This is a genomic window from Rugamonas violacea (assembly GCF_016461825.1).
In the GTDB taxonomy this organism is placed as follows: Bacteria; Pseudomonadota; Gammaproteobacteria; order Burkholderiales; family Burkholderiaceae_D; genus Rugamonas.
In genome coordinates this window covers 89,300-114,538 of the sequence record NZ_JAEMNU010000139.1, presented here as the reverse complement: position 1 = coordinate 114,538, position 25,239 = coordinate 89,300, and the positions used below count along the sequence as shown (strand labels likewise).

The following is a 25,239-nucleotide window of genomic DNA, read 5'->3' as shown; positions in this document are numbered from 1 at the left end:
TTTCCGTCTTGCCGTGCGGTTGTTGCGGGCGGCGGCGGTGTATGCTGTGGATGGAAAGTTATCGTCGTGCCAACCCATAGGAGAACACCATGCGCATCGTTCAACAAGCGTTTTTACCGGCGGCCCTGGCCGTCACCCTGGCCCTCGGCCTGGCCACCCTGGCCGGTTGCCAGAAGAAGGAGGACACGGTGGGCGCCGGTCCGGCCGAGCAGGCCGGCCGCAAGCTCGACCAGGCCACCGACAAGGCCGGCCATGAGTTGACCGAGGCGGCCAAGCAGGCCAACCAGCAGATCCAGGACGCCGCCAAGGAGACCAGCGACAAGATCAACAAGGCCACCGGCGCCGCCGGCGAGGAGATCAACAAGGCCACCGAGGCGGCCGGCAAGAAGCTCGAACAGGCCGGCGAGAAGCTGCAGACCAAGGCCCAGGACGCGCGCGGCAAGGACGCCGCGGACAAGTAGGCCAAGTCGGCCAACTCGGCCGGGCTCAGACGGTGGCGGTGTGCAGCGCCGCCGTCGGCGCCGCCGCCTCGTCCGGCGCCGGCTTGTCGGCCGGCGCGCTGTCCGGCGCGGCGCCGAGCACCACGTTCATGTCGACATAACCGGCGCGCCAGGCGCTCTCCAGGTCCTGCTCGACGGCCTCCATCGAGGTTTTCTCGAAGTTGTGGAAGCCGCGCACGCCGTAGGCGCGGTTGCGGCCGTGCGCCTTGGCCAGGTACAGCGCCATGTCGACCAGATTGACGGCGCGCTCCCACGACAGCGGGGCGCCGTCGGCGCCCGGCACCAGCGGGAAGGGGGCGAAGCCGATCGAGACGTTGACCGAGATGGCGCGCTCCTGGTAGACGATGGCCTGGGCCGAGATGTTGCTCAGGATGCGGCGCGCCACCTCGTCGATGCCGTGCCGCGGGATGGCCGGCAGGAAGGCGAGGAACTCCTCGCCGCCCCAGCGCACGATCATGTCGGTCTCGCGCAGGGCGATGCGCAGGTGCTCGGCGATCATCTTCAGCACGGCGTCGCCGGCGGCGTGGCCGTAGGTGTCGTTGACGTGCTTGAAGTGGTCGACGTCGAGCAGGAACAGGGCGCCGACGATGTCGTCGCCGTGGGCGTTGCGCAGCTCCGGCTGGTGCGCCGCCGGCAGGTGCTGGCTGCGCATGAAGTCCTGGAAGTGGCGCCGGTTGTACAGCGAGGTCAGTGGGTCGAGCGCGCTCTGCGCCTTCAGCTCCAGGTTCTTCACCTCCAGCTGGGCGTTGGCGTTGCGCACCTTGCGGTACAACAGGCCGACGATCACGGCGGCCAGCGCGAACACCACCGCCAGCAGCCACCAGACGCGCTGCTGCAGGCGGCGGTTGTCCAGCTCGGCGCCCTTGACCTGGTTCTCGCGGCTCAGCAGTTCGATCTGGCGCTGCTTCTTCTCCGTCTCGTACTTCTCCTGCAGTTCGAGCACGGCCTGCTGGCGCTCGCGCTCGAACAACTGGTTGGAGATGCCGCGTTCGCGGTGGTAGGCCTCGACGGCGCCGCGCAGGTCGCCGACGTTTTCGAGCGCCATGCCGTATTCGATCAGCACCATCTGCAGCTCGGGCTGGTTGTTGGCCCGCTCGTAGAAGGCCAGGCCGGCCTCGAAGCTGCGCTTGCCGTCGGCCACCCGGCCCATGCCCAGGTGGGACTGGCCGATGTTGATCAGGGCGGTGGCTTCGGTGGCCGAGTCCTTGCTCTGGCGCGAGACCTGCAGCGACTCGTTGGCGAATTGCAGGGCGCGCGGGTAGTCGCGCTCCTTCAGGTAGTTGTCCGACAGGTTGACCAGGGTGACGGCGATCATGCGCTGGGCGCCCAGCTTGCGTTCCAGCGCCAGGCCGTCCTGCAGCGCGCGCAGGGCGCGCTTGGTCTGGTGCGAGTCGATCGCCAGGCCGTACTCGGTGCTCTTGGCGGTGGCCAGGCGGCTGGGCGATTGCAGCTTGGCGGCCACCACGACCAGCTCGTCGAGCACGGCGAAGCCCTTGTCGTACTCCTTCATCTGGTTGTACAGCCGCGCCAGGGCGTTGAGCGCGGCGGCCAGCGGCACCAGGTCGTCGAGCGGGCGCGCCAGGTCGACCGCCTTCTGCATCTTGGCCAGCGCGGCCGGGAAGTTGCCCTGCTCGGCGAAGGCCTGGCCGGCGGCGAGCCGGGTCAGCACGCGCAGCGGCACGTCGTCGCCGGCCTGCGCCAGCCGGTCGGACTCGAAGGCCAGCAACCGGGCCGCCTTGACGTCGTTCATGGCGAACAGCACATAGGCCTTCGACAGCAGGCCCTTGGCCAGGATGGCGTCGTTGCGTTGCTGCCGGCCGAAGGCGATGACCTCGTCGGCCAGCGGCATGGCGGCCTCGTTCTGGCCCAGGCGCATGCGGGCGATGCTTAGCTGGCTGAGCAGCTCGGCGCGGGTGGCGGCCGTCTCGTTCGGCGCCTCGCCCTGCAGCTTGAGCAGGCGGGCCAGCGCCTGGTCCGGCGCGTAGCGGCTCTGCTCGCGGATCTCAAGCAGTTGCGTCTCGACCGCCGACTGCGCGCACACCAGCGCCGGCAGCAGCACGCATGCCGCCGCCAGCCGACGCAGTCCTAGTGATACCGAAGAATCCCGTATGCCTGCCAATGCGCCGCCCCTTGTCCCGCACTGCACAAATTTTGCGCAAAGTGTCTAGACAATTATATTCTTGTTGCAGGCGAGAAATCCCTCCGGGGCGGTTTTTTTTCCACAAAAAAGTCGATATAAATTATATTTTTTAACAACTATGTGGACGGCGCGATAATCTTGTGCGCCGGCCGCGCGGCCGGCGCCACAAGCTTTCAAGCCGCCAGTTGCTGCAGCAGGTAAAGCCGCTGGTACAGGCCGCCGTCGATGCGCATCAGCTGCTCGTGGCCGCCCGACTCGGCGATGCGGCCGTGGTTGAGCACGATGATGCGGTCGGCCGCGCGTATCGTCGACAGGCGGTGGGCGATGGCGATGATGGTGACGCGGCCGCGCAGCTCGTCGAGGGCGGTCTGGACGATCTGCTCGGTCTGGCTGTCGATGTGCGAGGTGGCCTCGTCGAGCAGCAGGATGCGCGGCCGGCCGGCCAGCGCGCGGGCGATGGCGATCAGCTGCTTCTGGCCGACCGACAGGCGCGAGCCGCCCTCGCCGAGCGGCGTGTCGTAACCCTGTTCGAGGGCGGCGATGAAGTCGTGGGCGTGGGCGGCGCGGGCCGCCGTCTCGATCTCGGCCTGGCCCAGGCCGCGGCCCATGTCGATGTTCTCGCGCGCCGAGGCGGCCAGCAGGAAGGGGTCTTGCGGCACCAGGCCGACGTCGGCGCGGAAGCGTTCGTTGGCGATGTCGGCCAGCGCCATGCCGTGCAGGGTGATGGCGCCGGCCGGCACCGGATAGAAGCGCAGCAGCAGCGACAGCAGGGTCGACTTGCCGCTGCCGGTGTGGCCGACGATGCCGCAGAAGTCGCCCTGGGCGATCTCCAGCGACAGGTCGTGCAGCACCGGATGGCCCTCCTGGTAGGCGAAGTCGAGGTGGCGGATGGCCACCGCCGGCAGGCCGGCGTCGGCGCCCGGCCGGGCGGCGCCGGGGTTGAGCGGCGCGGCGCGGCCGGCCAGGTGCTCGGCGGCGCCGGGCTCGTCGAGCAGGGCGGCGACGCGGGCGCTGGCCACCACCGACTGCTGCAGCTGGCTGAATTGCATGGTGATCTGGATCAGCGGCTCGATCACGCGGGCGATGTAGCTGATGAAGGCGTACAGCACGCCGACCTCGGTGGCGGTCATGTCGCGCTGGCCGAAGGCGAAGATCACCGCCGCCAGCAAGACGATGTTGAGCATGTCCAGCGCCGGCCGCAGCAGCCAGGCGTTGGCGCGCAGCTCGGCCATGCGGGCCTGGTAGTGCTGGCCGTTGGTGGCGGCGAAGCGGGCGGCGAAGCGGGCCTCGGCGTTGCTGGCCTGGAGCACGCTCATGCCGCCGATCGACTCGGCCATCTGGCCGTTGATGTCGCTGCGCAGGGCGCGGGCGCGGGTCACCGCCGGCGCGCTGAGGCGCTGGTACAGCCAGACGATGGCCAGCACCGCCGGCAGCAGGGCCAGCACGATGACCATCAAATGCCAGTCCAGCCAGGCCATCGCGCAGACCGTGCCGACCAGCACGATGGAGCTGTCGAGCATGGCGAACAGCACCTGCACGTACAGCGTCTTGACGGCCTCGGTGTCGTTGGTCACGCGCGACACCAGCTGGCCGGTGATGGCGCGGTCGAAGAAGGCCATCGGCAGGCGCAGCACGTGGTTGTAGACCTGCTCGCGCAGGCGCTGCACCGAGCGCATGGCCAGGCCGGACAGGCGCACCAGTTGCAGGTAGCGCAGGCCGCTGGCGATCCAGCCGCTGAGCAGCAGGCCGCCCAACAGCAGCGCCATGCGCGGCCAGTCGAGCTGGCGCGGCAGCAGGTGCTGGTCGATCAGCGCCTTGCCCATGATCGGGCCGGTGACTTCCAGCGCGGCCGCCAGCACCAGCCACAGCAAGGCCCAGTAGAGGTGGCGCAGGTCGGGCCGGGCGGCTTGGCGCAGCAGGTCGAAGGCCTGCCGGGTTTGCCGGCGCGGCGAGGTTTCGTCGGGTTTAGTCAGCATTCAGGCTGGCCTCCAGTTGTTGGTAGCGCCACTGGCTGGCGTACCAGCCGTCCCGCGCCAGCAGCGCTTCGTGGCTGCCGCTTTCGCTGACGCGGCCCTCGCGCAGCACGACGATCAGGTCGGCGCCGACCACCGCGCTGAGGCGATGGCTGGCGATGATGGCGCTGCGCCCCGGGCGGGCCTGGCGCAGTTGTTCGAGGTGGCGCAGGATCTGCGTCTCGGTGCCGGTGTCGACCGCCGACAGGGCGTCGTCGAGCAGCAGCAGGTCGTTGTCGGCCAGCAGGGCGCGGGCGATCGCCACGCGCTGGCGCTGGCCGCCGGACAGGGTGATGCCGCGCTCGCCGACGGCGGTCCGGTAGCCCTGCGGGAAGAGCAGGATGTCGTCGTGGATCGCCGCCAGGTCGGCGGCGCGCTCGATCTCGGCCTGGCTGGCGGCGGGCCGCGCCAGGGCGATGTTTTCGGCGATGCTGGCGGAGAACAGGAAGGATTCCTGCGGCACCCAGCTGATCGCCGCGCGCAGCGTCGCTAGGCGGTAGTCGGCCAGCGCGGCGCCGCTCCACAGCAGTTGGCCGGACTGCGGCGTCAACTGGCGCAGCAGCAGGCGCAGCAGGGTCGACTTGCCGCTGCCGGTGGGGCCGACCAGGCCCAGGGTCTGGCCCGGCCGCAGCGTCAGCGTGATGTCGCTCAGCGCCGCCACGCCCTGGCCGGGGTAGCGGTAGTCCAGCGCGCGCAGTTCGATGGCGCCGGGCGCCAGTTGTTCCAGCGTGCCGTGGTCGTCGATGGCCAGCGGCATCTCCAGCATCGGTTGCAGACGCGCCCAGGCGGCGCGGCCGCGTTCGATCAGCGACAGCACCCAGCCGGCGGCGAACATCGGCCAGATCAGCTGGCCCAGGTACATGGTGAAGCTGGTCAGCGCGCCGATGGTCAGCTGTTCCTGCCAGACCAGATAGCCGCCCAGGCCCAGCGTCAGCGCGCTGGCGGCGGTCAGGGTCAGGCCGACGGCCGGCTCGTAGGCCGCTTCCCACACCTGCGCGGTCAGGCTGGCCTTGGAGGCGTGGCCGGCCAGCTCGGCGAACTGGGCGCCGCTGCGCTGCTCCAGGCCGAGCGCGCGCAGGGTGCGCACGCCGGCCAGGGTTTCCTGCACGTGGTCGTTGAGGGCGCTGAAGCGCTTCAGCGAATCGGTCGAGGCGGTGTGGATGTGGCTGGAGATGCGCCAGAAGGCCAGGCCCATCAGCGGGAAGGGCAGCAGGGCGATCAGCGCCAGGCGCCAGTCGACGCCGAGCAGCATGACGCCGAGCACCATCAGCAGGGTCAGGGTGCCGTCGAAGCCGGCCAGCATCGCCTCGCCGGCGGCCATTTCGATGGCGTCGATGTCGTTGGTGGCCAGCGCCATCAGGTCGCCGGTGCGCTGGCGCTGGTAGAAGCCGGGACCTTGCCGCGCCAGCCGTTCGTACAGCCGGGTGCGCAGCGACACGCCGAGCTGGTAGGCGGCGGCGAACAGGGTCTGGCGCCAGCCGACGCGCAGCAGGTAGATGGCGACGCCGATCAGCAGCAATGTGCCGAGGTCGAGCAGCAGGGCGTCGGCGCCGAGGCGGTGCGCGGCCAGGCCGTCGATCATGGCGCCGACCTTGCGCGGCACCCAGACGCTGAGCGCGGCGACGCCGGCCAGCATGGCGCCGGCCAGCAGGTAGGCTCGGCTGTGTTGGCGCACGAAGCCGATAACCAGCCGGGAAAGACTCATGGCATATCCTCGCAAACGATGCCTGCCGGCGCGGTTGCGGCGGGCGTGAAGTTCGCTAGGATACAACAAGCGCACACATCGCGTAAAAACGCAAAACGGGCCGAGGCCCGTTTGCTTTTTTGTCATTGGCGGCGGCTTGGCGGCGCTCGGCCAAGGCGTGGGACCGGCGAACCCCAAGGACGAGAGCCGGGGTCGGACCCGCCGGGTCCGACCCCAGATTCATGCCCTTGGGGTTGGTCGAGCCGCGGGCGCGGACGCGCCTACTTCTTGCCGGCGGCCGGCTTGGCGGCGCTCTTGGCCAAGGCGGCCGGCTTGGCGTCGCTGACCGCCGGGGCGGCCGGTTTGGCGTCGCTCAGCACCGGGGCGGCTGGCTTGGCGGCGGCGAGTTTCGGCTGCGCTTCCTCGTAGTCGTCCTCTTCGTTGTCCTCTTCGTTGTCCTGGTCCAAGTTGTCTTCCAGCTTGGGTTCGGCTTTGGCTGCCGCCTCGACCCTCACTTCCGGCTTGGCCTCGACCTGGGCTTCGGCTTTCACCTCGGTCTTCACCTCGGCCTTGGCTTCCGGCGCCGGCGCGGCCTGTGCGTCGAACTTCGCTTCGGCCGTGGCAGTCGGCGCGGCGGCGGGCGCGGTCAGCGCGCCGCTCGGCAGCACCGGCGGGGTTTGTCTGATTTGCTGGCCGGCGCTTTGCAGCAGGATCGCCTGGGCGTCCGAGGCGATGCTGAACAACTGGCGGCTGTAGGCCAGCAGATTGTCCAGGCTGGGGGTTTGGCTGGCGCTCAGGCGAAAGAACTCCTGGCCATCCTTGGCGGTCAGCAGCTGTTGCGCGGCGCTGGAGGATTTTTCCACCGTCGCCTTGGTGGTGCTGAGATTCAGGGCGATGACCTTCTCGGCGCTTTCGACGGCCTTGCTGGCGAAGTTGTTGAGGAGGTTGAGCTGGGCTTCCAACTGCGATTTCGTGGCTGCGGAAAACTGTTCGGTGATCGAAAACATGGTTTCTCCTAAGACGATTAAAATGCTGGCTGGCGCCACATTCAGCGCCTTGAGGCGATGACGGCCATGGCGGCCAAATGCGGGCGAAGTATCTTTATGATGCGCTGCAATAAACTCATTCTAGCGGCGATTGAATGCCTTGGAAAGTTATTTTTTGTGCCATGCCAGGCACTCGATTCTCGCTTGCAAGCCTTGCTCGGCCGTGGCACAGTCCCTTGCGCGGCGGGATGGACGGCGGCAAATGTTGTCGCCATGCGACGATAGTTGCCGCCGGAATCATCGTTGAATTAATGCGCCGCAACATGAAGCCCAACAACATTACCCTGACAAATAGAGTAACCATGTCCATCAAACTCAAAAAAGAAGTCGAACAACGCCTGCTCGGCTCGATCCAACGCTATTGCGCCGCCAATCTCGACGAGGAGGTCGGCGAACTGAAGGCCAAGCTGCTGCTCGATTATTGTTTGCGCGAAATTGGTCCTTCTGTCTACAATCAAGCCATTCTCGATGCGCAAGCCGCGATGCAGGACAAGATCGCCGAAGTCGAAACAGTCTGTTACGAAACCGAATTCGCCTACTGGAAAAAGTAGCCGAGCGATCACTGGAGAGCCTGGGATGGATGTAGTCATTCGCAACGCCAACCTGGCGGACGGCCGCTGCGGCCTCGACATCGCCATCGCCGACGGCCGCATCGCCGCCATCGGCGTCGCGCTGCCGGTGCGCGGCGGGCGCGAGATCGACGCCGCCGGCGACCTGGTCACGGCGCCGTTCGTCGACGCCCACTTCCACATGGATGCCACGCTGAGCTACGGCCTGCCGCGCGTCAACCAGTCCGGCACCCTGCTCGAAGGCATCGCGCTGTGGGGCGAGTTGAAGCCCCAGTTGAGCCAGGACGCGCTGATCGGCCGCGCCTTGCAGTACTGCGACTGGGCGGTGGCGCGCGGCCTGCTGGCGATCCGCTCGCATGTCGACATCTGCGACGACCGCCTGCTGGCCGTCGAGGCCCTGCTTGAAGTCAAGCGCCGGGTCGCCCCCTATCTGGACCTGCAACTGGTGGCCTTCCCGCAGGACGGCCTGCTGCGCAGCCCGGGCGCGCTGGCCAATCTGCGGCGCGCCATCGACATGGGCGTCGAGGTGGTCGGCGGCATTCCGCACTTCGAACGGACCATGGCCGAGGGCGCCGAGTCGGTGCGCATCCTGTGCGAGTTCGCCGCCGAGCGGGGACTGCGCGTCGACATGCACTGCGACGAGTCGGACGACCCGCTGTCGCGCCACATCGAGACCCTGGCCTACCACAGCAACCGGCTGGGCCTGCACGGCCGCGTCACCGGCTCGCACCTGACGTCGATGCATTCGATGGACAACTACTACGTCAGCAAGCTGCTGCCGCTGATCCGCGAGGCCGGCGTGGCGGCGGTGGCCAATCCGCTCATCAACATCACCCTGCAGGGCCGCCACGACACCTATCCGAAGCGGCGCGGCATGACCCGCGTGCCCGAGCTGCTGGCCGCCGGCATCGACGTCGCCTTCGGCCACGACTGCGTGATGGACCCCTGGTACAGCCTGGGTTCGGGCGACATGCTGGAGGTGGCGCAGATGGGTCTGCACGTGGCGCAGATGACCGGCCAGCAGGCCATGCTCGACTGCTTCGCGGCCGTGACGACGACGCCGGCCCGCATCCTCGGCCTGGACGGCTACGGCGTCGCCGTCGGCTGCCACGCCGACCTGGTGCTGCTCGACGCCGCCGATCCGGTCGAGGCGATCCGCCTGCGCGCCGCGCGCCGCCTGGTGCTGCGCCGTGGCCGGGTGGTCAGCGAGGCGCCGCGCGCGGCCGCCACGCTGAGCCTGCCGGGCCGGCCGCCACAGGTCGACTTCCGCCTGCGGCGCGCCGATTGAGCCGCCTTCCCCCTTATTTCCCCTTACTCGCCGCCCTGTATCCATGCACATACTCGACACCGAACGACTGACCTTGCGCACCATCGAAGTGGACGACGCCGCCTTCTACCTGGAACTGGTCAACGACCCCAGCTGGCTGCGCTACATCGGCGACCGCAACCTGCACACCTTGGAGCAGTCGCGCGCCTACATCGAGCAGGTGCCCTGCGCCATGCAGCGCGAGCTGGGCCACTCGATGTATGTGATCGAACTGAGGGAGGGCGGCGCGGCGATCGGCATGTGCGGCCTGATCAAGCGCGACACCCTGCCCGACGTCGACATCGGCTACGCCATCCGGCCGGCCTGGTGGGGCCATGGCTACGCCTACGAGGCGGCCGCCGCCGTGCTGGCCTACGGCCGCGACCGGGTCGGCCTGAAGCGCCTGCTCGGCATCACCGATCCGGACAATGTCGTCTCCAACCGGCTGCTGCAAAAGCTCGGCCTGGCGCTGGTCGAAACGCCCATCTTGGGCGCGGAACAACGGCCGACCAATCTGTATCGCGTGGAATTCGGCGGCCTGTCGGCCTGAATGTTGCTTAGGTGGGAATTGGATAGATTTCCGTGCGGAAATTGCTGACTTTTTTTGTCCGCAAGCGCATGATGTTTCTCAAGTCGTTGTTTTTCATCGCTTTGTCCTGTCGCGCCCCTACGGTGCCCAAAAGACGCATGCACAAAGCCCGGTTCGACCGCCGCCCCAGAACGCGCAGCGGACAGTTCTGACCGCATTTTTTTCTCGAATGAATGCTGGAACAAGGGGATGTCATGCAACTCGCCAATCTTAAAATCGGCGTGCGTCTGGGGCTGCTGGGCGGCTTCTTTTTCGCCGCCCTGATGGTCGTCGCCGCCGGCGGCTGGAACGCGCTGAGCAACAGCAACGCGCGCAGCGCCGCCGCCATGGAGCGCACCGACCTGCTCGGCGACGCCGTCGACACGGCGCGCGGCGCCCAGGTCGAATTCAAGATCCAGGTGCAGGAGTGGAAGAACACCCTGTTGCGCGGCAACGACCCGGCCAACTTCGACAAATACTCGAAGGCCTTCGTCAAGACCGGCGAGAACACCCGCGGCGAGTTGCAGAAGCTGGCCGCCATCCTGGCCAAGCTGCAGTTGAGCACGCCGCTGGTGGACGAGGCGTTGCAGACCCAGGGCGCGCTGATGAGCAAGTACATGGAGGCGCTCAAACGCTACGACAGCGCCAACCCCGAGAGCGCCCACGTGGTCGATAACCTGGTCAAGGGCATGGACCGCGAGCCGACCAAGAAAATCGACGACATCGTCACCTTCATCAACAAGGAATCGCGCCGCGTCACCGTGGAGATGGGCGCGGCCAACGCCGCCGAGTACCGCAAGGCGACCGGCACCATGCTGATCACCGTGCTGCTGACCCTGGTGGTCGGCGCGGTGACGGTGGTCTGGTTGATCCGCAGCATCACCGTGCCGTTGAGCGCGGCGGTGGGCATGGCGCAGACGGTGGCCGCCGGCGACCTGCGCAGCGAGGTCAAGGCGAGCGGCCGCGACGAGATCGGCGACCTGCTGCGCGCCCTCAAACTCATGCAGGGCAACCTGGCCGATATCGTCGGCCGGGTCCGCCACGGCACCGACACCATCGCCACCGCCACCATCGAGATCGCCAGCGGCAACCTGGACCTGTCCTCGCGCACCGAGCAGCAGGCCAGCTCGCTGGAGGAGACCGCCGCCTCGATGATCGAGCTGACCACCACCGTCAAGCAGAACAACGAGAACGCCGAGCAGGCCTGCAAGCTGGCCGACACCGCCTCCAGCGTCGCGCTGCGCGGCGGCGAGGCGGTCGGCCAGATGGTGCAGACGATGGGCTCGATCAACGAGTCCTCGCGCAAGATCGTCGACATCATCAGCGTCATCGACGGCATCGCCTTCCAGACCAACATTCTGGCGCTCAACGCGGCGGTGGAGGCGGCCCGTGCCGGCGAGCAGGGCAGGGGCTTCGCGGTGGTCGCCTCCGAGGTGCGCAACCTGGCGCAGCGTTCGGCCGCCGCCGCCAAGGAGATCAAGGAACTGATCGGCGATTCGGTGCAGCGGGTCGAGGCCGGCAGCCGGCTGGTCGGCCAGGCCGGGCAGACGATGGACGAGGTGGTCAGCAGCGTGCAGCGGGTCACCGCCATCATCGGCGAGATTTCCATCGCCAGCGGCGAGCAGCGCGACGGCATCGAACAGATCAGCATCGCCATCAGCCAGATGGACAGCGTGACCCAGCAGAACGCCGCGCTGGTCGAGCAGGCGGCGGCGGCCGCCGACGCCTTGCAGCAGCAGGCCGCCAGCCTGGCCGAGGCGGTCAGCATCTTCAAGCTGCACGACCGCGACGGCGGCGCTGCGATAGCGCTGCACGGCCATGCGGCGGCGCGGCCCTTGAAGGCGCTGGCACGGGCCTGAGCGGCGGGGCTGCCGGCGTCGGCGCCGGCGGCCCCGCCGTGGAGATTTGCGTGTTCGACCGCTTGTCTGCGCCGAAGTTCAACGCCGCTGTGGTCGATTCGCGCGCCGATGCGGCATCGTTGAGCGCTCACAAACTGCTGAGTGAACACAGCGGCGACGGCCGAGCTATCGGCTACCATGCTTGCTCCTGCCCGGGTCCCTTGATCCCCGTCGACGTCACCGCGTGGCGGCTTGTCAGGATGAAAGGGAAGCATGCGACTCGCCGCCTTGATCAATCCCGCCATCGCCATCGCCGCGCTGATGCTCGTCGCGGCGGCCCGCTGGTCTGTGCTGTGCTGGTTGCTGAGACGGCGTGCCTACGTCGGGCGGCCGGCCGATCCGGCGCCGTTGCCGTTGCCGGATCAGGTGCCGGATCAGGTGCCGGATCAGGTGCCGCAATGCGGCGACCTGGCGCGCCACACCGCCACCGCCGCCGCCGCTGCCATGCCGGCGCCGCGCCCGTCCGCCGCCGAGCGTGCGCAGTCGCGCTGCGGCGTGAGGCGCGCCTTGGCGCGGCAGGAGTTCGCGCTGTGCTACCAGCCTGTGCTGGACTTGCGGCTGGGCCGCGTGGTCGGCGCCAGGGCGTTGCTGCGCTGGCACCATCCCGAGCGCGGCCTGTTGATGCCGGCCGAGTTCATCGACGAGCTGGAGCAAAGCGGGCAGACCTTGCCGGTCGGCGCTTGGGCACTGGCGAGCGCCGCCGCCCAGGCCGCGCGCTGGATCGAGCAGGGTTGCTCGCTGACGCTGTCGCTGCGCTTGTCGGCGCGCCAGTTCCACCAGCACGAGCTGGCGGCCGACTGCGCCGCGCTGCTGCGCCAGGCGGGGCTGCCGGCCTGCCACATCGAGCTGGAGGTCGGCGCCGCCATGCTGATCGACAAGCGGCAGGACTGCGAGGCGATCCTGCACCGGCTGCGCCGGCGCGGCATCGGTGTGGCCATCCGCGACGCCAGCGGCGGCCTGGGTCCGTTCAATTATCTGCGTCGCTTCGCCGCCGACGCGCTGTGGCTCGACGCCGCCGCTGTCGGCGGCATTTTCTGCGCCGGCGCGGCGCGGCCGGGCGCAGGCGCCGAGCAGGCCGAGGCGCCCTTGCGCGCCGCCATCGCCCTGGCCCATGCGCGGCAATGGCGGGTCGGCGCCGGCCCGGTGGCGACGCCGGCGCAATTGGCCCGGCTGGTGGCGCTGGGCTGCGACCTGGCCTATGGCGAGGCGGTCGCTGCCGCCATGCCGGCCGAGGCGCTGGACGCGCTGCTCCGCGCCGGCGACCCGGCCCGGCAGCTCAGGGTTGCAACTCCGGCACCGGCACCGAGCGCGGCGGCAGACGCGGCATGTCGCTCAGCGGATAGCGCTTGCCGCTGAGGACGCCGACGCCGGCGCCCATGCCGGCCAGCATCTCGGCGAAGCGCGCGGTCGGCAGCGCCGTCTCGTCTTGGTTCTGCTTGAAGGCCACCATCATCGGCATGTGCTAGAGGTGGCCGTCGGCGTTGTGCGTGCCGGCCTGCCAGTGCGCCACCACCGCCGTGTGCGGACTCCACTCCTCGTCCACCAGGTTCAGCCCGGGGTATTCCTGCATCCGGCATCGCCGTTGGCGAACGGCCGGGCATCAAACAGGTGGTTCTTGTTGGCCACCCGCGCCACGTCGACGATGCGCGGCCTGAGCGTGGCAGGCCAACAGCAGGGCGGCGGCGGGGAAGTTACTCATGGGGTCTCCCTTGTCATTATCTGGTAGCCGTACTACAAAACATATGACGCTTCCGGCTGTGGTGTGAAAGCGTCATTTTTTGTTGTTGTCGGAAAGAGTACTGTGAAAACAGTGGTTTATGAAAAATATGCCGGATTCCGCTGCAACGAAAATCTAGTGAAATTACATAATTATGTTGTTTTCGCTGGCAAATTCCCTTTGAAAAGCCCCTTGCCACCGCCTGAACTGGCATGGCGGGTCGTCGCCGGCCCGAATTGCATTGCGTGCTAGGCAATGTTTTACTGATTTATGTAGTTCTACTACAATCCCCGTATCGCTCTTCTGTAGCTGGAATACAACGAGCATGCTGCTCTTGCTCAGGGAGGGCGTTCGCCAGACACTAGCAAATCCGTAGGTAAACTGAACTTTGATTGACACACAATCTAGTTTTAGTACAAAATTCTTGCATAACGTCATGTAGAGCGTTGCATTTCCTTGGATCCCGTGTAGTTGAAGCGAGCTGCGCAAGCAGAGCGGCCGATGGTGGCGGGAATTATTTTGGTGTCGTTGTGAGGGGACATTTCATGAGTATTTTCGCAAACAAGCGCAATAGCGCAGCTTTTCAACTGAGTCCGGTCGCCGCAGGCTGCGCCGTGTTCGTCGCCGCCCTGGCCAATCCCGCGTACGCGCAAACCGCGCCGGCGGCCGAGGCCGCACCGATGGCCCGCGTCACCGTGGCCGGCATCCGTCGCGGCATCGAGGACGCCATCTCGGTGAAGAAGGACGCCACCTCCATCGTCGAGGCGATCTCCGCCGAGGACATCGGCAAACTGCCGGATGTCAGCATCGCCGAATCCATCGCCCGCCTGCCCGGCCTGGCCGCCCAGCGCGTCGCCGGCCGCGCCCAGGTCATCAGCGTGCGCGGCCTGTCGCCCGATTTCTCGACCACCTTGTTGAACGGCCGCGAGCAGGTCAGCACCGGCGACAACCGCAGCGTCGAGTTCGACCAGTACCCGTCCGAGCTGATGAGCGGCGTCACCGTCTACAAAACCCCGGACGCCGGCCTGATCGGCCAGGGCCTGTCCGGCACCATCGACATGCAGACCGTGCGTCCGCTGTCCTTCGCCGGCCGCACCATGTCGTTCAACGTGCGCGGCGAGAAGAACACGCTGGGCAGCATCGCCAACGCCAAGTCGACCGGCAACCGCTTCAGCGCCAGCTACATCGACCAGTTCGCCAACCGCACGATCGGTATCGCGCTCGGCTTCGCCCACCTGGAATCGCCGGTGCTGGACCAGGAGACCGGCATGTACGAACCGTGGAAGACCGACGCGCGTTCCGGCCTTCCGGCCGGCACCTACGCCGCCGACGGCATCAAGGCCGTGGCCAAGAGCGGCGTCACCAAGCGCGACGGCTTCATGGGCGTGCTGCAATACCGTCCGACCAAGCAGTGGACCAGCATCGTCGACGTCTACGCCTCCCAGTTCAAGAGCGAGGACACGGCCAACCAGCTGGAAATCAACCTGAGCGGCTGGAACGGCGGTTTCAAGCCCGTCCCGAACTACGTCAACCCGGTCGTCGTCGACGGCTCGCTGAACGGCGGCACGGCCACCAGCATCTACCCGCTGGTGCGCGGCATGTACAACAAGCGCAAGGACGAGATCCACGCCGCCGGCTGGAGCAACACCTTCAAGTTCGACAACTGGTCGCTGTTCGCCGACCTCAATTACTCGCACGCCAAGCGCGACGAGTTGAGCCTGGAGAACAACACCCAGCTCAACCCGCTGGGCGGCTCCGCCTTCCTCGACTCGGCCAAGCTGCAGTACGCCACCGGCGGCTATCCGAGCATCACCACCGGCCTGAACTACAGCGATCCGAAGAGCCTGCTCGTGCGCAACACCATCTACGGCTCCGGCTACGGCAAGGTGCCCCACGTCGAGGACGAGTTGACCGGCTTCAAGCTGGTGGCCAGCCTGCCCGTGCCCGAGATGTTCGACAAGGTCTTCTCCGGCGTCGACATCGGCTTCAACTACACCGACCGTTCGAAGAAGAAGCGCCAGCCGGAAGGCAACACCATACTCAATGGCGACCCGACCAGCATCTCCAGCGACCTGCAATACGCTCCGGTCGACCTGGGCTTCGCCGGCGTCGGCATGATCCCGGCGTGGAACGTGCCCGGCGTGGTGAACAAGTACATGAGCTTCAAACCGGTCGACGATCTGGACTACCTGATCACCAAGGCTTGGGACGTCAAGGAAAAGATCAGCACCAGCTTCGTCAAAGCCAACATCGAGGCCGAACTGGGCAACGTCAGCCTGCGCGGCAACGTCGGCGTGCAGGTGCAGCGCACCGAGCAGTCGTCGCAAGCGCGTTACCTGGACAAGTCGGCCCCGGTCGGCAGCCAGTTCAAGCCCATCGACGAAGGCAAGAGCTACACCGACGTGCTGCCTAGCATGAACCTGGCCTTCGGCTTCGACCACCAGCAGACCCTGCGCTTCGCCGTCGCCAAGCAACTGGCCCGTCCGCGTGTCGACCAGCTGCGTTCGGCTTTCGAGTTCGACATCGACAAGACCACCTTCAAGCCGAGCGCGACCGGCGGCAACGCCAAGCTGGACCCGTGGCGCGCCAACGCCTTCGACGTCTCGTATGAAAAATACTTCGACAAGAAGGCTTACTTCGCCGCCGCCGGTTTCTACAAGAAGCTGACCAGCTACATCTTCACCCAGGCCAAGGACTTCGACTTCTCGGCCTTCACCTCGGGCAGCATCGCCAAGCAGGTGATCGGCAACTACACCGCCCCGTACAACGGCCAGGGCGGCACCTTGAAGGGGATCGAGCTGTCCGGTTCGATGCCGCTGGACCTGCTGTCGAAATCGCTGAGCGGCTTCGGCGTGCAAGCCAGCGCCACCTTCAGCAGCAGCGACATCAAGATCAACGATCCGACCAGCAGCCTGGGCACCAACATCACGCTGCCGGGCTTGTCGAAGCGCGTCACCAACCTGACCGCCTACTATGAAAAAGATGGCTTCGAGACCCGCGTCAGCCAGCGCAAGCGTTCCGACTTCGTCGGCGAAATCGGCAACTTCACCAACGACCGCGCGCTGCGCTACGTGGTCGGCGAGAACGTCGTCGACTTCCAGGTCGGCTACACCTTCAACGAAGGCAGCATGAAGGGCCTCGGTCTGCTGCTGCAGGTCAACAACCTGAGCAACAGCGCCTACGAAACCTACACCGGCGTGCGCAGCCAGCAGCTGGAATACCAGAAGTATGGCCGCACCATCCTGATGGGCGCGAGCTACAAGTTCTAAGCCATTGCGGTAGTTGAAACGAAAAAACCCCGTCACGCGAGTGGCGGGGTTTTTTCGTTGGGGCGGCGCGCCGGCCTGCTTGCTGACGTAGCCGACGCCGAGCAGCACGTGGTCGACCCGCTGGATCAGCGAGTGCTTTTGTTCGACCGCGTAGCCGACGTACAGATAGGGTGTTTTCGTCACAATTTCCGTGCTTCCACACTCCCTTGCATGTAAGCTCCCGGTTTCGCCTATCGATCTGTCTCTAAAAACTTGTTTTAGGGCAGGGTGGCGAGCGGCGCCGCGGACTGCCGATTGCGCCGGCTTTTCATGTCGGCATATGGTTCCGGCTGCCCCTTTCACGAAACGAGAATCACCCCATGCCAAATCTGAATCACTTCATGTTGCAAGGACAGACTGCCCCGGCGCATCGTCGGCCAAGGAAAAGCGGTGTGCAGTTGGCCCTGGCCGCCGTGCTGTGGGCTTGCGGCGTTTCGGCGCCGGCCGGCGGGCTTGGCGCGTCGACCATGCCGGCGGCGCCCGCCTTGCGCTCATATGCGCTCGATTTGAGCCGCTATTTTTCTACGCCGGAGGCGCAGGCCGCCGACCTCGCGCAATGCGTGGCCGAGTCCGACGCTTTTCCCGCCGCGGTGTCCGCCGACCCTGCGGTGCTGGTCGAGCGCTTGCGTTCGGCGGAAGACTTGATGGCGCGCTTGCGGCGCCACATCGCCTATTTCAAGATCGAAGGCGCGCGCGATATTGAAGACCATGCCGCAAAAGTGAACGGCGGCAAGGCCATCCGGGCAAAAGACAAGGTGGACGACGCGGTGCGCGCGATGCTGTTGAGGCTGGGAAATGACGGCTTCGAGCGTGCCGTCGCGGCCCGCCCCGAGTTGCGGAAGTATGCGTATCTCGCCGAAAAGGCGGCGCGTGACAAGGCGCACGAACTGCCCAAAGCCGAACAATCCATCCTCGACGAGATGGAGGAACCGGCGGCGTCGGCCTTCTGGTCCATCTATCAACAAGCGCAGCGCAGCACCCCCTACGCCAAGATCGAGACCAAGCTCGGTGTCCAGGATGTCGGCATGGATGCGGCCAAGCTGTCGCTCAACCCCGACCGGGAGATTCGTCGTGCCGCTTGGCAGCAGCGTTGGCAAGGCCTGGCATCCCGTGCGGACGTGTATGCCGGCATTCTGCTTGGTGTGGTCAGGTTAAAAGATACCTCGGCCCGTCTCGCCAAGTTTCCCGACGCGCCCACGGCGGTCTATTTCAATCGCCATCTGAAGCGCGCCGACGTGGACCAAGCGTTGGAACAAGTGGCTCGGCATGCCGAGTTGCAGAAGCGCTTCCAGCGCCTGCGCGCGGCGCGTATTTCGCGTTTCTCAGGCATTTCCGACGTCCATTCCTGGGATCTGGAACTGGCCCCGCCCGGCTTGACGCCACCGCGTCTGACGCTGGACGAGACCCGTGCCATGGTGCCGGCCGCCCTGGCCCCGCTGGGCCGCGACTACGTGGCGCATTTTCAGGCCTTGCTCGATCCTGTCAACGCCCGCATGGATATCGCCAGCGAGGGCGGCAAGCGCGTCAACGACGGTTTTTCGATCTCCGCGGTCGGCGTTCCTTCGGGCTTGTTCATCCAAAAATACAATAGCGGCGCCACGGGAGACAGCCGGGTGGTGATCCACGAAGGCGGCCATGCCGTCCACGGTCAGCTGATGAACGAGGCCGGCGTATCGCAATTCTATTTGTCAGGGCCGAATTGGATGAGCGAAGCCTATCCGGCGATCAACGAAATCCTCATGTACGAGTATCTGGCGAAACAAAGCAAGGACCCGGCCGTGCGGGCCTTCTACCTGGAGGCGGGATTGCGCAATTTGATGTTCCAGATCTTTGGCTCGGCCCAAGAGGCAACTCTGGAACAAACGTTCTACGATGGTGTCATTGCGGGCAGCATCAAAAACGCGGCCGATTTCGATGCCGTCACGGCAAAAGTGTGGGAGCGCTACGAAATCTGGCCGACGATCGACCCGGAGTTGCGGCATGTTTGGATCACCCGTCGCCTGATGTTTCAAGATCCGCTGTACCTGGTCAACTATCTCTATTCCGGATTGATTGCCGCCAAGATGTTCGACATGCTGCAAGCCGATCCGCTTGACTTTCAACAGCGCCACGGCAAACTGCTGCGCACCGGCTTCAACGACGATCCGGCCAAGTTGCTCAAGGAATTTTTTGGCCGCGAGTTGAGCCAGCGCGAGTTGGTGGACGGTGCCGTCAATGTCTTGAGCAAGAAGCTGGACGAGCTGGAAATGCTGTATCGGCAACTTGAGGCCGCGGGCAAGTAAATGTTCTGCGGCATGCGCGCTCGCGCGCCGCCTTCGCCACGGATGGGGGGGGGGGGCGTGCCGGGCGCCCCCCCATCCCTTACTGCTTACTGCTTACTGCTTACTTCTTCTCAGCGGCGGCGAACTGGCGGTTCTGTTCGTCGAGCCAGGTTTTCAGCGGGGCGAAGTAGTCGAGCAGCGCGCCGCCGTCGATCTTCTCCTCGCCCGAGATCGCCTTGAGCGCCTCCGGCCACGGCTTGCTGGCACCCATCGCCAGCATCGCCTGCAGCTTCGCGCCGGCCTTGGCGTTGCCGTACACCGAGCAGCGGTGCAGCGGGCCGGTGTAGCCGGCTTCGCGGCACAGGGCGCGGTGGAACTGGAATTGCAACATGTCGGCCAGGAAGTAGCGCGCATACGGCACATCGGCGGCGACGTGGTACTTGGCGCCGGCGTCGAAGCCACCGGCCACCTGCGGCGCCGGCCGCTGCATGCCCATCATCTGCTCGCGCAGCTTCCACCAGCTGGCGTCGTAGTCGGCCGGCTTGGTCTTGCCGGAGTAGACGTCCCAGCGCCATTTGTCGACCGAGTAGGCGAACGGCAGGATCGCCACCTTGCTCAGCGCGCGGCGCAGCAACTGGCCCACTTCGGCGTCGGCGCCGCCGTTGTCGGCCTGGTTGGCGTCCATCAGGCCGACTTTTTGCAGGTAGTCCGGCGTGATCGACAGGGCGACGGTGTCGCCGATGGCCTCGTGGAAGCCGTCGTTGGCGCCGGTGCGGAACAGCAGCGGCTGCTTGTTGTAGCCGAGAAAGTAGTAGATGTGGCCCAGCTCGTGGTGGATGGTGGTGAAGTTCTCGGCGGTTGGCGTGATGCACATCTTGATGCGCACATCGTCCTTCTCGTCGATCGGCCAGGCCGAGGCGTGGCAAACCACGTCGCGGTCCTTCGGCTTGGTCAGCAGCGAACGCTCCCAGAAGGTTTCCGGCAGCTTCTGCATGCCCAGCGAGGTGTAGAAACGCTCGGCGTAGGCAGTCATCTCCTTGGCGCTGGTGCCGCGCGTTTCAAGCACCTTGCTCAGGTCGTAGTTGCTGGCGCCGCTGGCCGGTTTGAGGATGGGGTAGAGGTTGTCCCAGGTCTGGCTCCACATATTGCCGAACAGGTGGGCCGGGATCGGGCCGGTCGCCGGCACCACGTCCGCGCCGTAGGTCTGGCGCAGCTTGTGGCGCGTGTAGGTGTGCAGCGAGTCGTACAGCGGCTTGACTTGCTGCCACAGGCGTTCCATCTCGGCCTCGAAGGCTTCCGGCGGCATGTCGTACTGGGCGCGCCACATCAGGCCGGTGTCGGCGAAGCCCATTTGCTTGGCGCCCTTGTTGGACAAGGCGACGTACTCGGCGTAGCGGTCCTTGTAGGCGGGCGACTGGGCGTGCCAGCCGACCCACATCTCCTTCAGCTTGACCGGGTCGCGGCTCTCGGCCAGCACTTTTTCCATTTCGCCCAGCGCCAGGCAGGTGCCGAGCGTGCCGTCGGCGTTTTTCGGGCAGTACTTGCCCTTGCCGTAGGCGCCGGTCATGGCGGCCTGGATGGTGGTGTAGGCCTCGCGTTCCTTGGCGTCGGAGAACACCAGCGTTTGTTGCAGCAGCTTGAGCTTGCGCGCCGATTCGGGTTTCAGTTGCAGGCCGTTGTAGCGGCGCGCGGCGATCGCCACTTCGCCCGAGGCGGTCAGGAAGCGTTCGGCGAAGAAGGAGCTGATCGCCTCCGTGTCGTCGGTGATGAAGTTGGCGCCGACCCAGGCGCCACGGGCTTGTTCGTTGTTGAGTTTGTTGAGGCGCTGCTCGGCGTCGGCGAGGAAGCGCTCGGCTTCGGCGACGCTCGGCTTGCCTTTGACGGCGGCCGCGCTGGCCTGGACGGGACTGATGGCAACGCTTATGGCGGATGCCGCCAGCAATGCACTAAGAATTTTTGATGACACTGTTGTCTCCTGATGTGATCTGGCCACCGAATCGGGTGATTCGATGGCCAGTAATATACACCGTCAGAGCTTGCGTGTTGCTAAAATGCCTAGCTTGTTTGTGGCTGCGGGGATTTGGGCAAAACCCAGCGGCACAAGCTGGGGTCAGACCCCGCGGGTCTGACCCCGGTTCTTCGCAGCGGGGTTTGGCCGGCATCGCTGGCGTCTTGATGCCGCAGAAACTTAGCCGGCGTCGGCGCCGGCCAGGGTGATGACGACGGCGCTGGCGGCGCCGGCCTTGGCGGCCACGGTCACCGTCAGCAGGTGCCGCGCGGCATTCCAGCGGAAGGCGGCCGGCTTGCCGTCGAGCCGCACGGCGGCCGGCCTGGTGTCGATGTTGTGCACCAGCAGGGCGATGCTGCGCGGTTTGCCGGCGTACTGCTTGCCCAGCTCGCTGTCGACCTGGATCGCCAGCTGCTTGCCCTTGAATGCGCTGGCGAACTTCAGCAGCTCGTACTTGCCCTGCTCGTAGGCCTGCGGCGTGGCGCCGTCGTCGTCGTACAGCTTGCCGCTGCCGGCGGCGACGCTGCGGTCGTGGTAGTAGTGCAGCTGCAATTTGGCGGTGCTGTAGTCGCGCGTGGTTTGCACCGGTTCGACCATCGGCAGGAAGGCGCCGGCGCGGACGAAGACGGGGATGTGGTCGAGCGCCACCGGCACCACGGCGCTGATGCCGCCGTTGTAGCGGCGCCCGTTGTTAAAGTCGAACCAGGCGCTGCGCTTGGGCAGGTAGACTTCCTTGCGGCGCGCGCCGGGTTCGGTGATCGGCGCCACCAGCAGCTCGTTGCCCCACAGGTAGGCCGAGGCCAGCGTGCGCATCGCCTCGTTGTCCGGCTCCTCGTACAGCATGGGCCGCATCAGCGGCAGGCCCAGTTGGTTGTTGTCGAAGGCCAGGGTGTAGTTGTAGGGCAGCAGGCTGTAGCGCAGGCGCACGGCATCGCGCGCCAGGCGCTTGGTGGCGTCCTCGCGGAACACCGGCTCGGAGGCGACGTCGTCCTGCGCGTGCGGGCGGAAGATCGGCTGGAACACGCCGTATTGCAGCCAGCGCGTGTAGAGCTCGTCGTCGAGCATGGCGCCGGCGAAGCCGCCCAGGTCGGAGTGCATATAGCCGGCGCCCTGCATGCCCATCTGCAGCGCGATCTCCGGTTGCGACTGTAGGCCGCCCCAGCTGCGTTCGACGTCGCCCGACCAGGGGATCATGCCGAAGCGCTGCGAGCCGGAGTAGCCGGCACGCATCAAAATGAAGGGGCGCTGGCTTGGCAGGTCCTTGCGGTAGCCGTCGAAGATCAGCTTGGCCCACTCGTGGCCGTACAGATTGTGCACCTGGTCGGCCGTGCCCGTGGCGTGGCGCATGCCGGCCGGATGCACTTCCGGCTCGCCCAGGTCGCCCCACCAGCCGGCCACGCCCTGTTGTTGCAGGCCCTTGTAGATGTTCCAGAACCAGTCGCGGCCGGCCGGACTGAACACATCGATCAAGCCGGTGTTGCCGAAGTAGAAGTCGTAGGTCAAGGGCTTGCCGGCCGCGTCGGTGCCCAGCACTTTTTTATCGACCGCGTCCTGCCACTTCGCCGAGGTGGTCAGCACGAAGGGCTCGGTGATCAGGATGGTCTGCACGCCATCCGTCTGGAAGTCGGCGATCATCTTTTTGGCGGTGGGGAAGGTGTCCTGGTCGAAGGCCAGGTTGCCCATCGTGCCTTTGACTTCCTTGCCGAACCAGTACAGGTCGAAAATGATGGCGTCCACCGGCACCTGCTCGGCGCGGAACTTGGCGATGGTGGCGCGCGCCTCTTGCTCGCTGTGGTAGCCGAAGCGGCTGGCGAAGTTGCCGAAGGCCCAGCGCGGCGGCATCGGCTGCTTGCCGGTCAGGCTGGTGTAGTTGCCCACCACGTCCTGCCAGGTGTCGCCGGCGATCACCTGGTAGGTCTTGCGGCCGCCGATGGTCTCGTAGGCCAGGCTGTTGTTTTTCTTGCTGTCGAAGTCCAGCGTGCCGATCTGGCCGTTGTCGAAGTGCAGCGCGTACAACTTGGACGACATGGCCAGCGGCATGGTGTAGTTGAGCAGCTCGGAGCGGGTCGAGTAGCCGTAGTGGGCCTTGTTGTACAGCGTGAAGCGGTTGCCGCGCCGGTTCATGCCGACCGCCCGCGCGCCGGCGCCGTACAGCGCCTCGCTCTGGTCGAGGGCGAACTCGATGCTCTCGGTGGCGCCCAGTTTCCGGTAGCCGGCCTTCTCCGCCACCAGCGCCTTGCCCTTGTAGCTGTAGGCGATCTGGAAGGGTGACTTGGTGATCGTCACCACCAGGCCGGCGGTGGCGTACTCGATGCTGTCGGCATCCTGCTTGAAGCTGACGGCCGGCGCGGCCGGCGCCAGCACCACCGCGTGCGAGGCCGGCTCGAAGCGCTCGCCGCGCGGCACGAAGGAGGTCTCGACAATGCTGCTGGAATAGGGTTTGATCAGGTACAGGCCGTCGTTGGTGGTGATTTCCAGGCGGTCGGCGCGCTGCACCACGTCCTGCACGCTGCGGCCGGCGTTCTGGGCCGAGGCGAGGGGGCTGAAGGCGAGTGTGCAGGCGAGCGCGAGCAGGTGATTTCTTGTCATATTCAAAGGTCTCTATTTTTTGTTCTTTGACTACATTTGACTACACGGCGACAGGCCGCAAAGCCGCTAATTCGCTTTATTTTACTATGAAGTTGTTTCCATTGACACTCATGTTTGCGCGTGTTATTTTGCTACAAATTCTGTAGTTTTTGCTCAATCCGGCACCAAGTTCGGACACCTAATCGGGGACACGCGGCATGCAACCTTCATCCATCAAGCCCAGGCTGTCGTTCTGGCAGCTCTGGAACATGAGCTTTGGCTTTTTCGGCATCCAATTCGGCTTCGCGCTGCAAAACGCCAACACCAGCCGCATCTTCTCGACCCTGGGCGCCAACCAGGACGACCTGGCGCTGTGCTGGCTGGCCGCGCCCGTCACCGGCCTGCTGGTGCAACCGATCATCGGCTACCTGAGCGACAACACCTGGCACCCGTTCTGGGGCCGCCGCCGTCCCTTCTTCTTCATCGGCGCCATCCTCGCCTCGATCGCGCTGTTCCTGATGCCCAACTCCAGCATGCTGTGGATGGCCGTCGCCGTGCTGTGGCTGATGGACGCCGCGATCAACGTTTCGATGGAACCGTTCCGCGCCTTCGTCGGCGACAAGCTCGCCCCCGCGCAGCAGACCGCCGGCTTCGCCATGCAAACCTTCTTCATCGGCTGCGGCGGGGTGATCGCCTCGCTGCTGCCGACCTTCTTCGCCGACATCATGGGCGTGAGCAATGTGCCGCTCAACGGCGCCATCCCCGACACGGTGCGCTACTCCTTCTACTTCGGCGGCGCGGTGTTCCTGCTGTCGGTGATGTGGACGGTCTTCTCCTCGAAGGAAGCGCCGCCGGAAAACCTGGCCGCCTTCGAAGCCGAGCGGGCCAAGGCCAAAGCCAAGGGCCTGGGCCACGCGCTGCGCGAGATCCTCGGCGGCTTCGGCAAAATGCCCAAGACCATGGTGCAGCTGGCGGTGGTGCAGTTCTTCACCTGGATCGCCCTGTTCGCCATGTGGATCTACACCACCTCGGCCGTCGCCGACAATGTGTTCGGCACCGTCGACGCGCAGTCGGCCGCTTTCCAGGAGGCCGGCAACCGGGTCGGCGTGATGTTCGCGGTCTACGGCGGCGTGTCGGCGTTGGCCGCCTTCGTGCTGCCGGTCCTGGCCCGCATGAGCAGCCGCAAGTTGGTCCACATGAGCTGCCTGGTGATCGGCGGCCTGAGCCTGATCAGCGTCTTTATGATCCACAACATCAACTATCTGTACCTGCCGATGGTCGGCGTCGGCATCGCCTGGGCCAGCATTTTGACCATGCCGTACGCCATCCTGGCGGGCGCGCTGCCGGCCAAGCGCATGGGTTACTACATGGGCGTGTTCAACTTTTTCATCGTCATCCCGCAGATCGCCAGCGGCTTCCTGCTCGGCTACATCACCAAGAACTTCCTCGCCGGCCACGCCGTCATGACCCTGGTGCTGGGCGGCGTCTGCATGGTGCTGGCCGGCCTGCTGACCTTGTGGGTCAAGGACGATGCGGTGCCGGCGGAGAAGGCCGTGGCGGTCCAGGCCGCCGCCTGATTTCCGCGCCGCTCAGGCGCGCCGTGCGCGCCGCGCCGCCGATTTTGCGCGGCGTGGGTTAATATTGCTCCTGTGAC

Annotated in this window: 16 protein-coding genes; 9 read left to right on the top strand and 7 right to left on the bottom strand. The window is 66.1% G+C overall.

Going from position 1 to position 25,239, the window contains the following annotated elements; translation table 11 throughout:
• Window positions 1–89 precede the first annotated feature (89 nt).
• Window positions 90–461, top strand: coding sequence for an apolipophorin (locus H7U20_RS26445; protein ID WP_199762129.1), 372 nt, complete (start codon window positions 90–92; stop codon window positions 459–461).
• 25 nt (window positions 462–486) lie between these two features.
• On the opposite strand, the gene H7U20_RS26440 is transcribed toward H7U20_RS26445, so the two are convergent.
• The 4 genes from H7U20_RS26440 to H7U20_RS26425 form a co-directional block, all read right to left on the bottom strand.
• A complete protein-coding gene (locus H7U20_RS26440; RefSeq protein WP_370593261.1) occupies window positions 487–2,559 on the bottom strand; it encodes a GGDEF domain-containing protein in 2,073 nt (690 codons plus the stop codon).
• 254 nt (window positions 2,560–2,813) lie between these two features.
• Complete coding sequence (locus H7U20_RS26435; RefSeq protein ID WP_199762128.1) at window positions 2,814–4,616, bottom strand: ABC transporter ATP-binding protein; 1,803 nt, start codon at window positions 4,614–4,616, stop codon at window positions 2,814–2,816.
• Window positions 4,606–6,357 carry an ABC transporter transmembrane domain-containing protein gene (locus H7U20_RS26430; RefSeq protein WP_199762127.1) on the bottom strand — a complete coding sequence of 584 codons (1,752 nt, stop codon included), beginning with the start codon at window positions 6,355–6,357 and terminating at the stop codon, window positions 4,606–4,608. Before H7U20_RS26430 ends, H7U20_RS26435 begins: the two co-directional genes overlap by 11 nt.
• Before the next feature lie 260 nt (window positions 6,358–6,617).
• The gene (locus tag H7U20_RS26425; protein ID WP_199762126.1) at window positions 6,618–7,343 is read right to left on the bottom strand and encodes a phasin family protein; all 726 of its coding nucleotides are present in this window, start codon (window positions 7,341–7,343) and stop codon (window positions 6,618–6,620) included.
• Between the two features lie 134 nt (window positions 7,344–7,477).
• Between H7U20_RS26425 and H7U20_RS30565 the strand changes: the two genes are divergently transcribed.
• The 5 genes from H7U20_RS30565 (at window position 7,478) to H7U20_RS26400 (ending at window position 13,079) form a co-directional block, all read left to right on the top strand.
• The gene (locus H7U20_RS30565; protein ID WP_233411107.1) at window positions 7,478–7,933 is read left to right on the top strand and encodes a DUF2164 domain-containing protein; all 456 of its coding nucleotides are present in this window, start codon (window positions 7,478–7,480) and stop codon (window positions 7,931–7,933) included.
• Between the two features lie 25 nt (window positions 7,934–7,958).
• Entirely contained in the window at window positions 7,959–9,239 is a 1,281-nt protein-coding gene (locus H7U20_RS26415) for an amidohydrolase family protein (RefSeq protein ID WP_199762125.1), read from the top strand.
• A 43-nt stretch (window positions 9,240–9,282) separates the two neighbouring features.
• Window positions 9,283–9,807, top strand: coding sequence for a GNAT family N-acetyltransferase (locus tag H7U20_RS26410; RefSeq protein ID WP_199762124.1), 525 nt, complete (start codon window positions 9,283–9,285; stop codon window positions 9,805–9,807).
• A 233-nt stretch (window positions 9,808–10,040) separates the two neighbouring features.
• Window positions 10,041–11,684: a methyl-accepting chemotaxis protein gene (locus tag H7U20_RS26405; RefSeq protein ID WP_199762123.1), complete on the top strand. Its 1,644-nt coding sequence runs from the start codon at window positions 10,041–10,043 to the stop codon at window positions 11,682–11,684.
• A gap of 252 nt (window positions 11,685–11,936) precedes the next feature.
• Window positions 11,937–13,079: an EAL domain-containing protein gene (locus H7U20_RS26400; RefSeq protein WP_199762122.1), complete on the top strand. Its 1,143-nt coding sequence runs from the start codon at window positions 11,937–11,939 to the stop codon at window positions 13,077–13,079.
• Here H7U20_RS26400 and H7U20_RS26395 read toward each other — a convergent pair.
• On the bottom strand, window positions 13,000–13,176 hold the full coding sequence (locus H7U20_RS26395) for a cyclomaltodextrinase C-terminal domain-containing protein (protein ID WP_233411106.1): 177 nt from the start codon (window positions 13,174–13,176) through the stop codon (window positions 13,000–13,002). The two genes, H7U20_RS26400 and H7U20_RS26395, sit on opposite strands and share 80 nt — an antisense overlap.
• A gap of 809 nt (window positions 13,177–13,985) precedes the next feature.
• Here H7U20_RS26395 and H7U20_RS26390 point away from each other — a divergent pair.
• Window positions 13,986–16,709 carry a TonB-dependent receptor gene (locus H7U20_RS26390; protein ID WP_199762120.1) on the top strand — a complete coding sequence of 908 codons (2,724 nt, stop codon included), beginning with the start codon at window positions 13,986–13,988 and terminating at the stop codon, window positions 16,707–16,709.
• 359 nt (window positions 16,710–17,068) lie between these two features.
• Window positions 17,069–19,030, top strand: coding sequence for a M3 family metallopeptidase (locus H7U20_RS26385; RefSeq protein ID WP_199762119.1), 1,962 nt, complete (start codon window positions 17,069–17,071; stop codon window positions 19,028–19,030).
• A gap of 100 nt (window positions 19,031–19,130) precedes the next feature.
• Here the strand turns inward: H7U20_RS26385 and H7U20_RS26380 are convergent, their stop codons facing one another.
• Both H7U20_RS26380 and H7U20_RS26375 read right to left on the bottom strand, forming a co-directional pair.
• The gene (locus H7U20_RS26380; protein ID WP_199762118.1) at window positions 19,131–20,975 is read right to left on the bottom strand and encodes a M2 family metallopeptidase; all 1,845 of its coding nucleotides are present in this window, start codon (window positions 20,973–20,975) and stop codon (window positions 19,131–19,133) included.
• A 222-nt stretch (window positions 20,976–21,197) separates the two neighbouring features.
• The gene (locus H7U20_RS26375; protein ID WP_199762117.1) at window positions 21,198–23,606 is read right to left on the bottom strand and encodes a glycoside hydrolase family 31 protein; all 2,409 of its coding nucleotides are present in this window, start codon (window positions 23,604–23,606) and stop codon (window positions 21,198–21,200) included.
• Between the two features lie 197 nt (window positions 23,607–23,803).
• Between H7U20_RS26375 and H7U20_RS26370 the strand changes: the two genes are divergently transcribed.
• On the top strand, window positions 23,804–25,162 hold the full coding sequence (locus H7U20_RS26370; protein ID WP_199762116.1) for an MFS transporter: 1,359 nt from the start codon (window positions 23,804–23,806) through the stop codon (window positions 25,160–25,162).
• Window positions 25,163–25,239: the final 77 nt, after the last annotated feature.

Excerpts from the sequence above, each read along its gene's own strand:
- H7U20_RS26400 (WP_199762122.1), top strand. The coding sequence starts at position 11,937 with ATGCGACTCGCCGCCTTGATCAATCCCGCCATCGCCATCGCCGCGCTG.
- H7U20_RS26430 (WP_199762127.1), bottom strand. The coding sequence starts at position 6,357 with ATGAGTCTTTCCCGGCTGGTTATCGGCTTCGTGCGCCAACACAGCCGA.
- H7U20_RS26405 (WP_199762123.1), top strand. The coding sequence starts at position 10,041 with ATGCAACTCGCCAATCTTAAAATCGGCGTGCGTCTGGGGCTGCTGGGC.
- H7U20_RS26425 (WP_199762126.1), bottom strand. The coding sequence starts at position 7,343 with ATGTTTTCGATCACCGAACAGTTTTCCGCAGCCACGAAATCGCAGTTG.
- H7U20_RS26410 (WP_199762124.1), top strand. The coding sequence starts at position 9,283 with ATGCACATACTCGACACCGAACGACTGACCTTGCGCACCATCGAAGTG.
- H7U20_RS26395 (WP_233411106.1), bottom strand. The coding sequence starts at position 13,176 with ATGATGGTGGCCTTCAAGCAGAACCAAGACGAGACGGCGCTGCCGACC.
- H7U20_RS26375 (WP_199762117.1), bottom strand. The coding sequence starts at position 23,606 with ATGACAAGAAATCACCTGCTCGCGCTCGCCTGCACACTCGCCTTCAGC.
- H7U20_RS26385 (WP_199762119.1), top strand. The coding sequence starts at position 17,069 with ATGCCAAATCTGAATCACTTCATGTTGCAAGGACAGACTGCCCCGGCG.
- H7U20_RS26390 (WP_199762120.1), top strand. The coding sequence starts at position 13,986 with ATGAGTATTTTCGCAAACAAGCGCAATAGCGCAGCTTTTCAACTGAGT.
- H7U20_RS26370 (WP_199762116.1), top strand. The coding sequence starts at position 23,804 with ATGCAACCTTCATCCATCAAGCCCAGGCTGTCGTTCTGGCAGCTCTGG.
- H7U20_RS26445 (WP_199762129.1), top strand. The coding sequence starts at position 90 with ATGCGCATCGTTCAACAAGCGTTTTTACCGGCGGCCCTGGCCGTCACC.
- H7U20_RS26415 (WP_199762125.1), top strand. The coding sequence starts at position 7,959 with ATGGATGTAGTCATTCGCAACGCCAACCTGGCGGACGGCCGCTGCGGC.
- H7U20_RS26435 (WP_199762128.1), bottom strand. The coding sequence starts at position 4,616 with ATGCTGACTAAACCCGACGAAACCTCGCCGCGCCGGCAAACCCGGCAG.
- H7U20_RS30565 (WP_233411107.1), top strand. The coding sequence starts at position 7,478 with ATGCCTTGGAAAGTTATTTTTTGTGCCATGCCAGGCACTCGATTCTCG.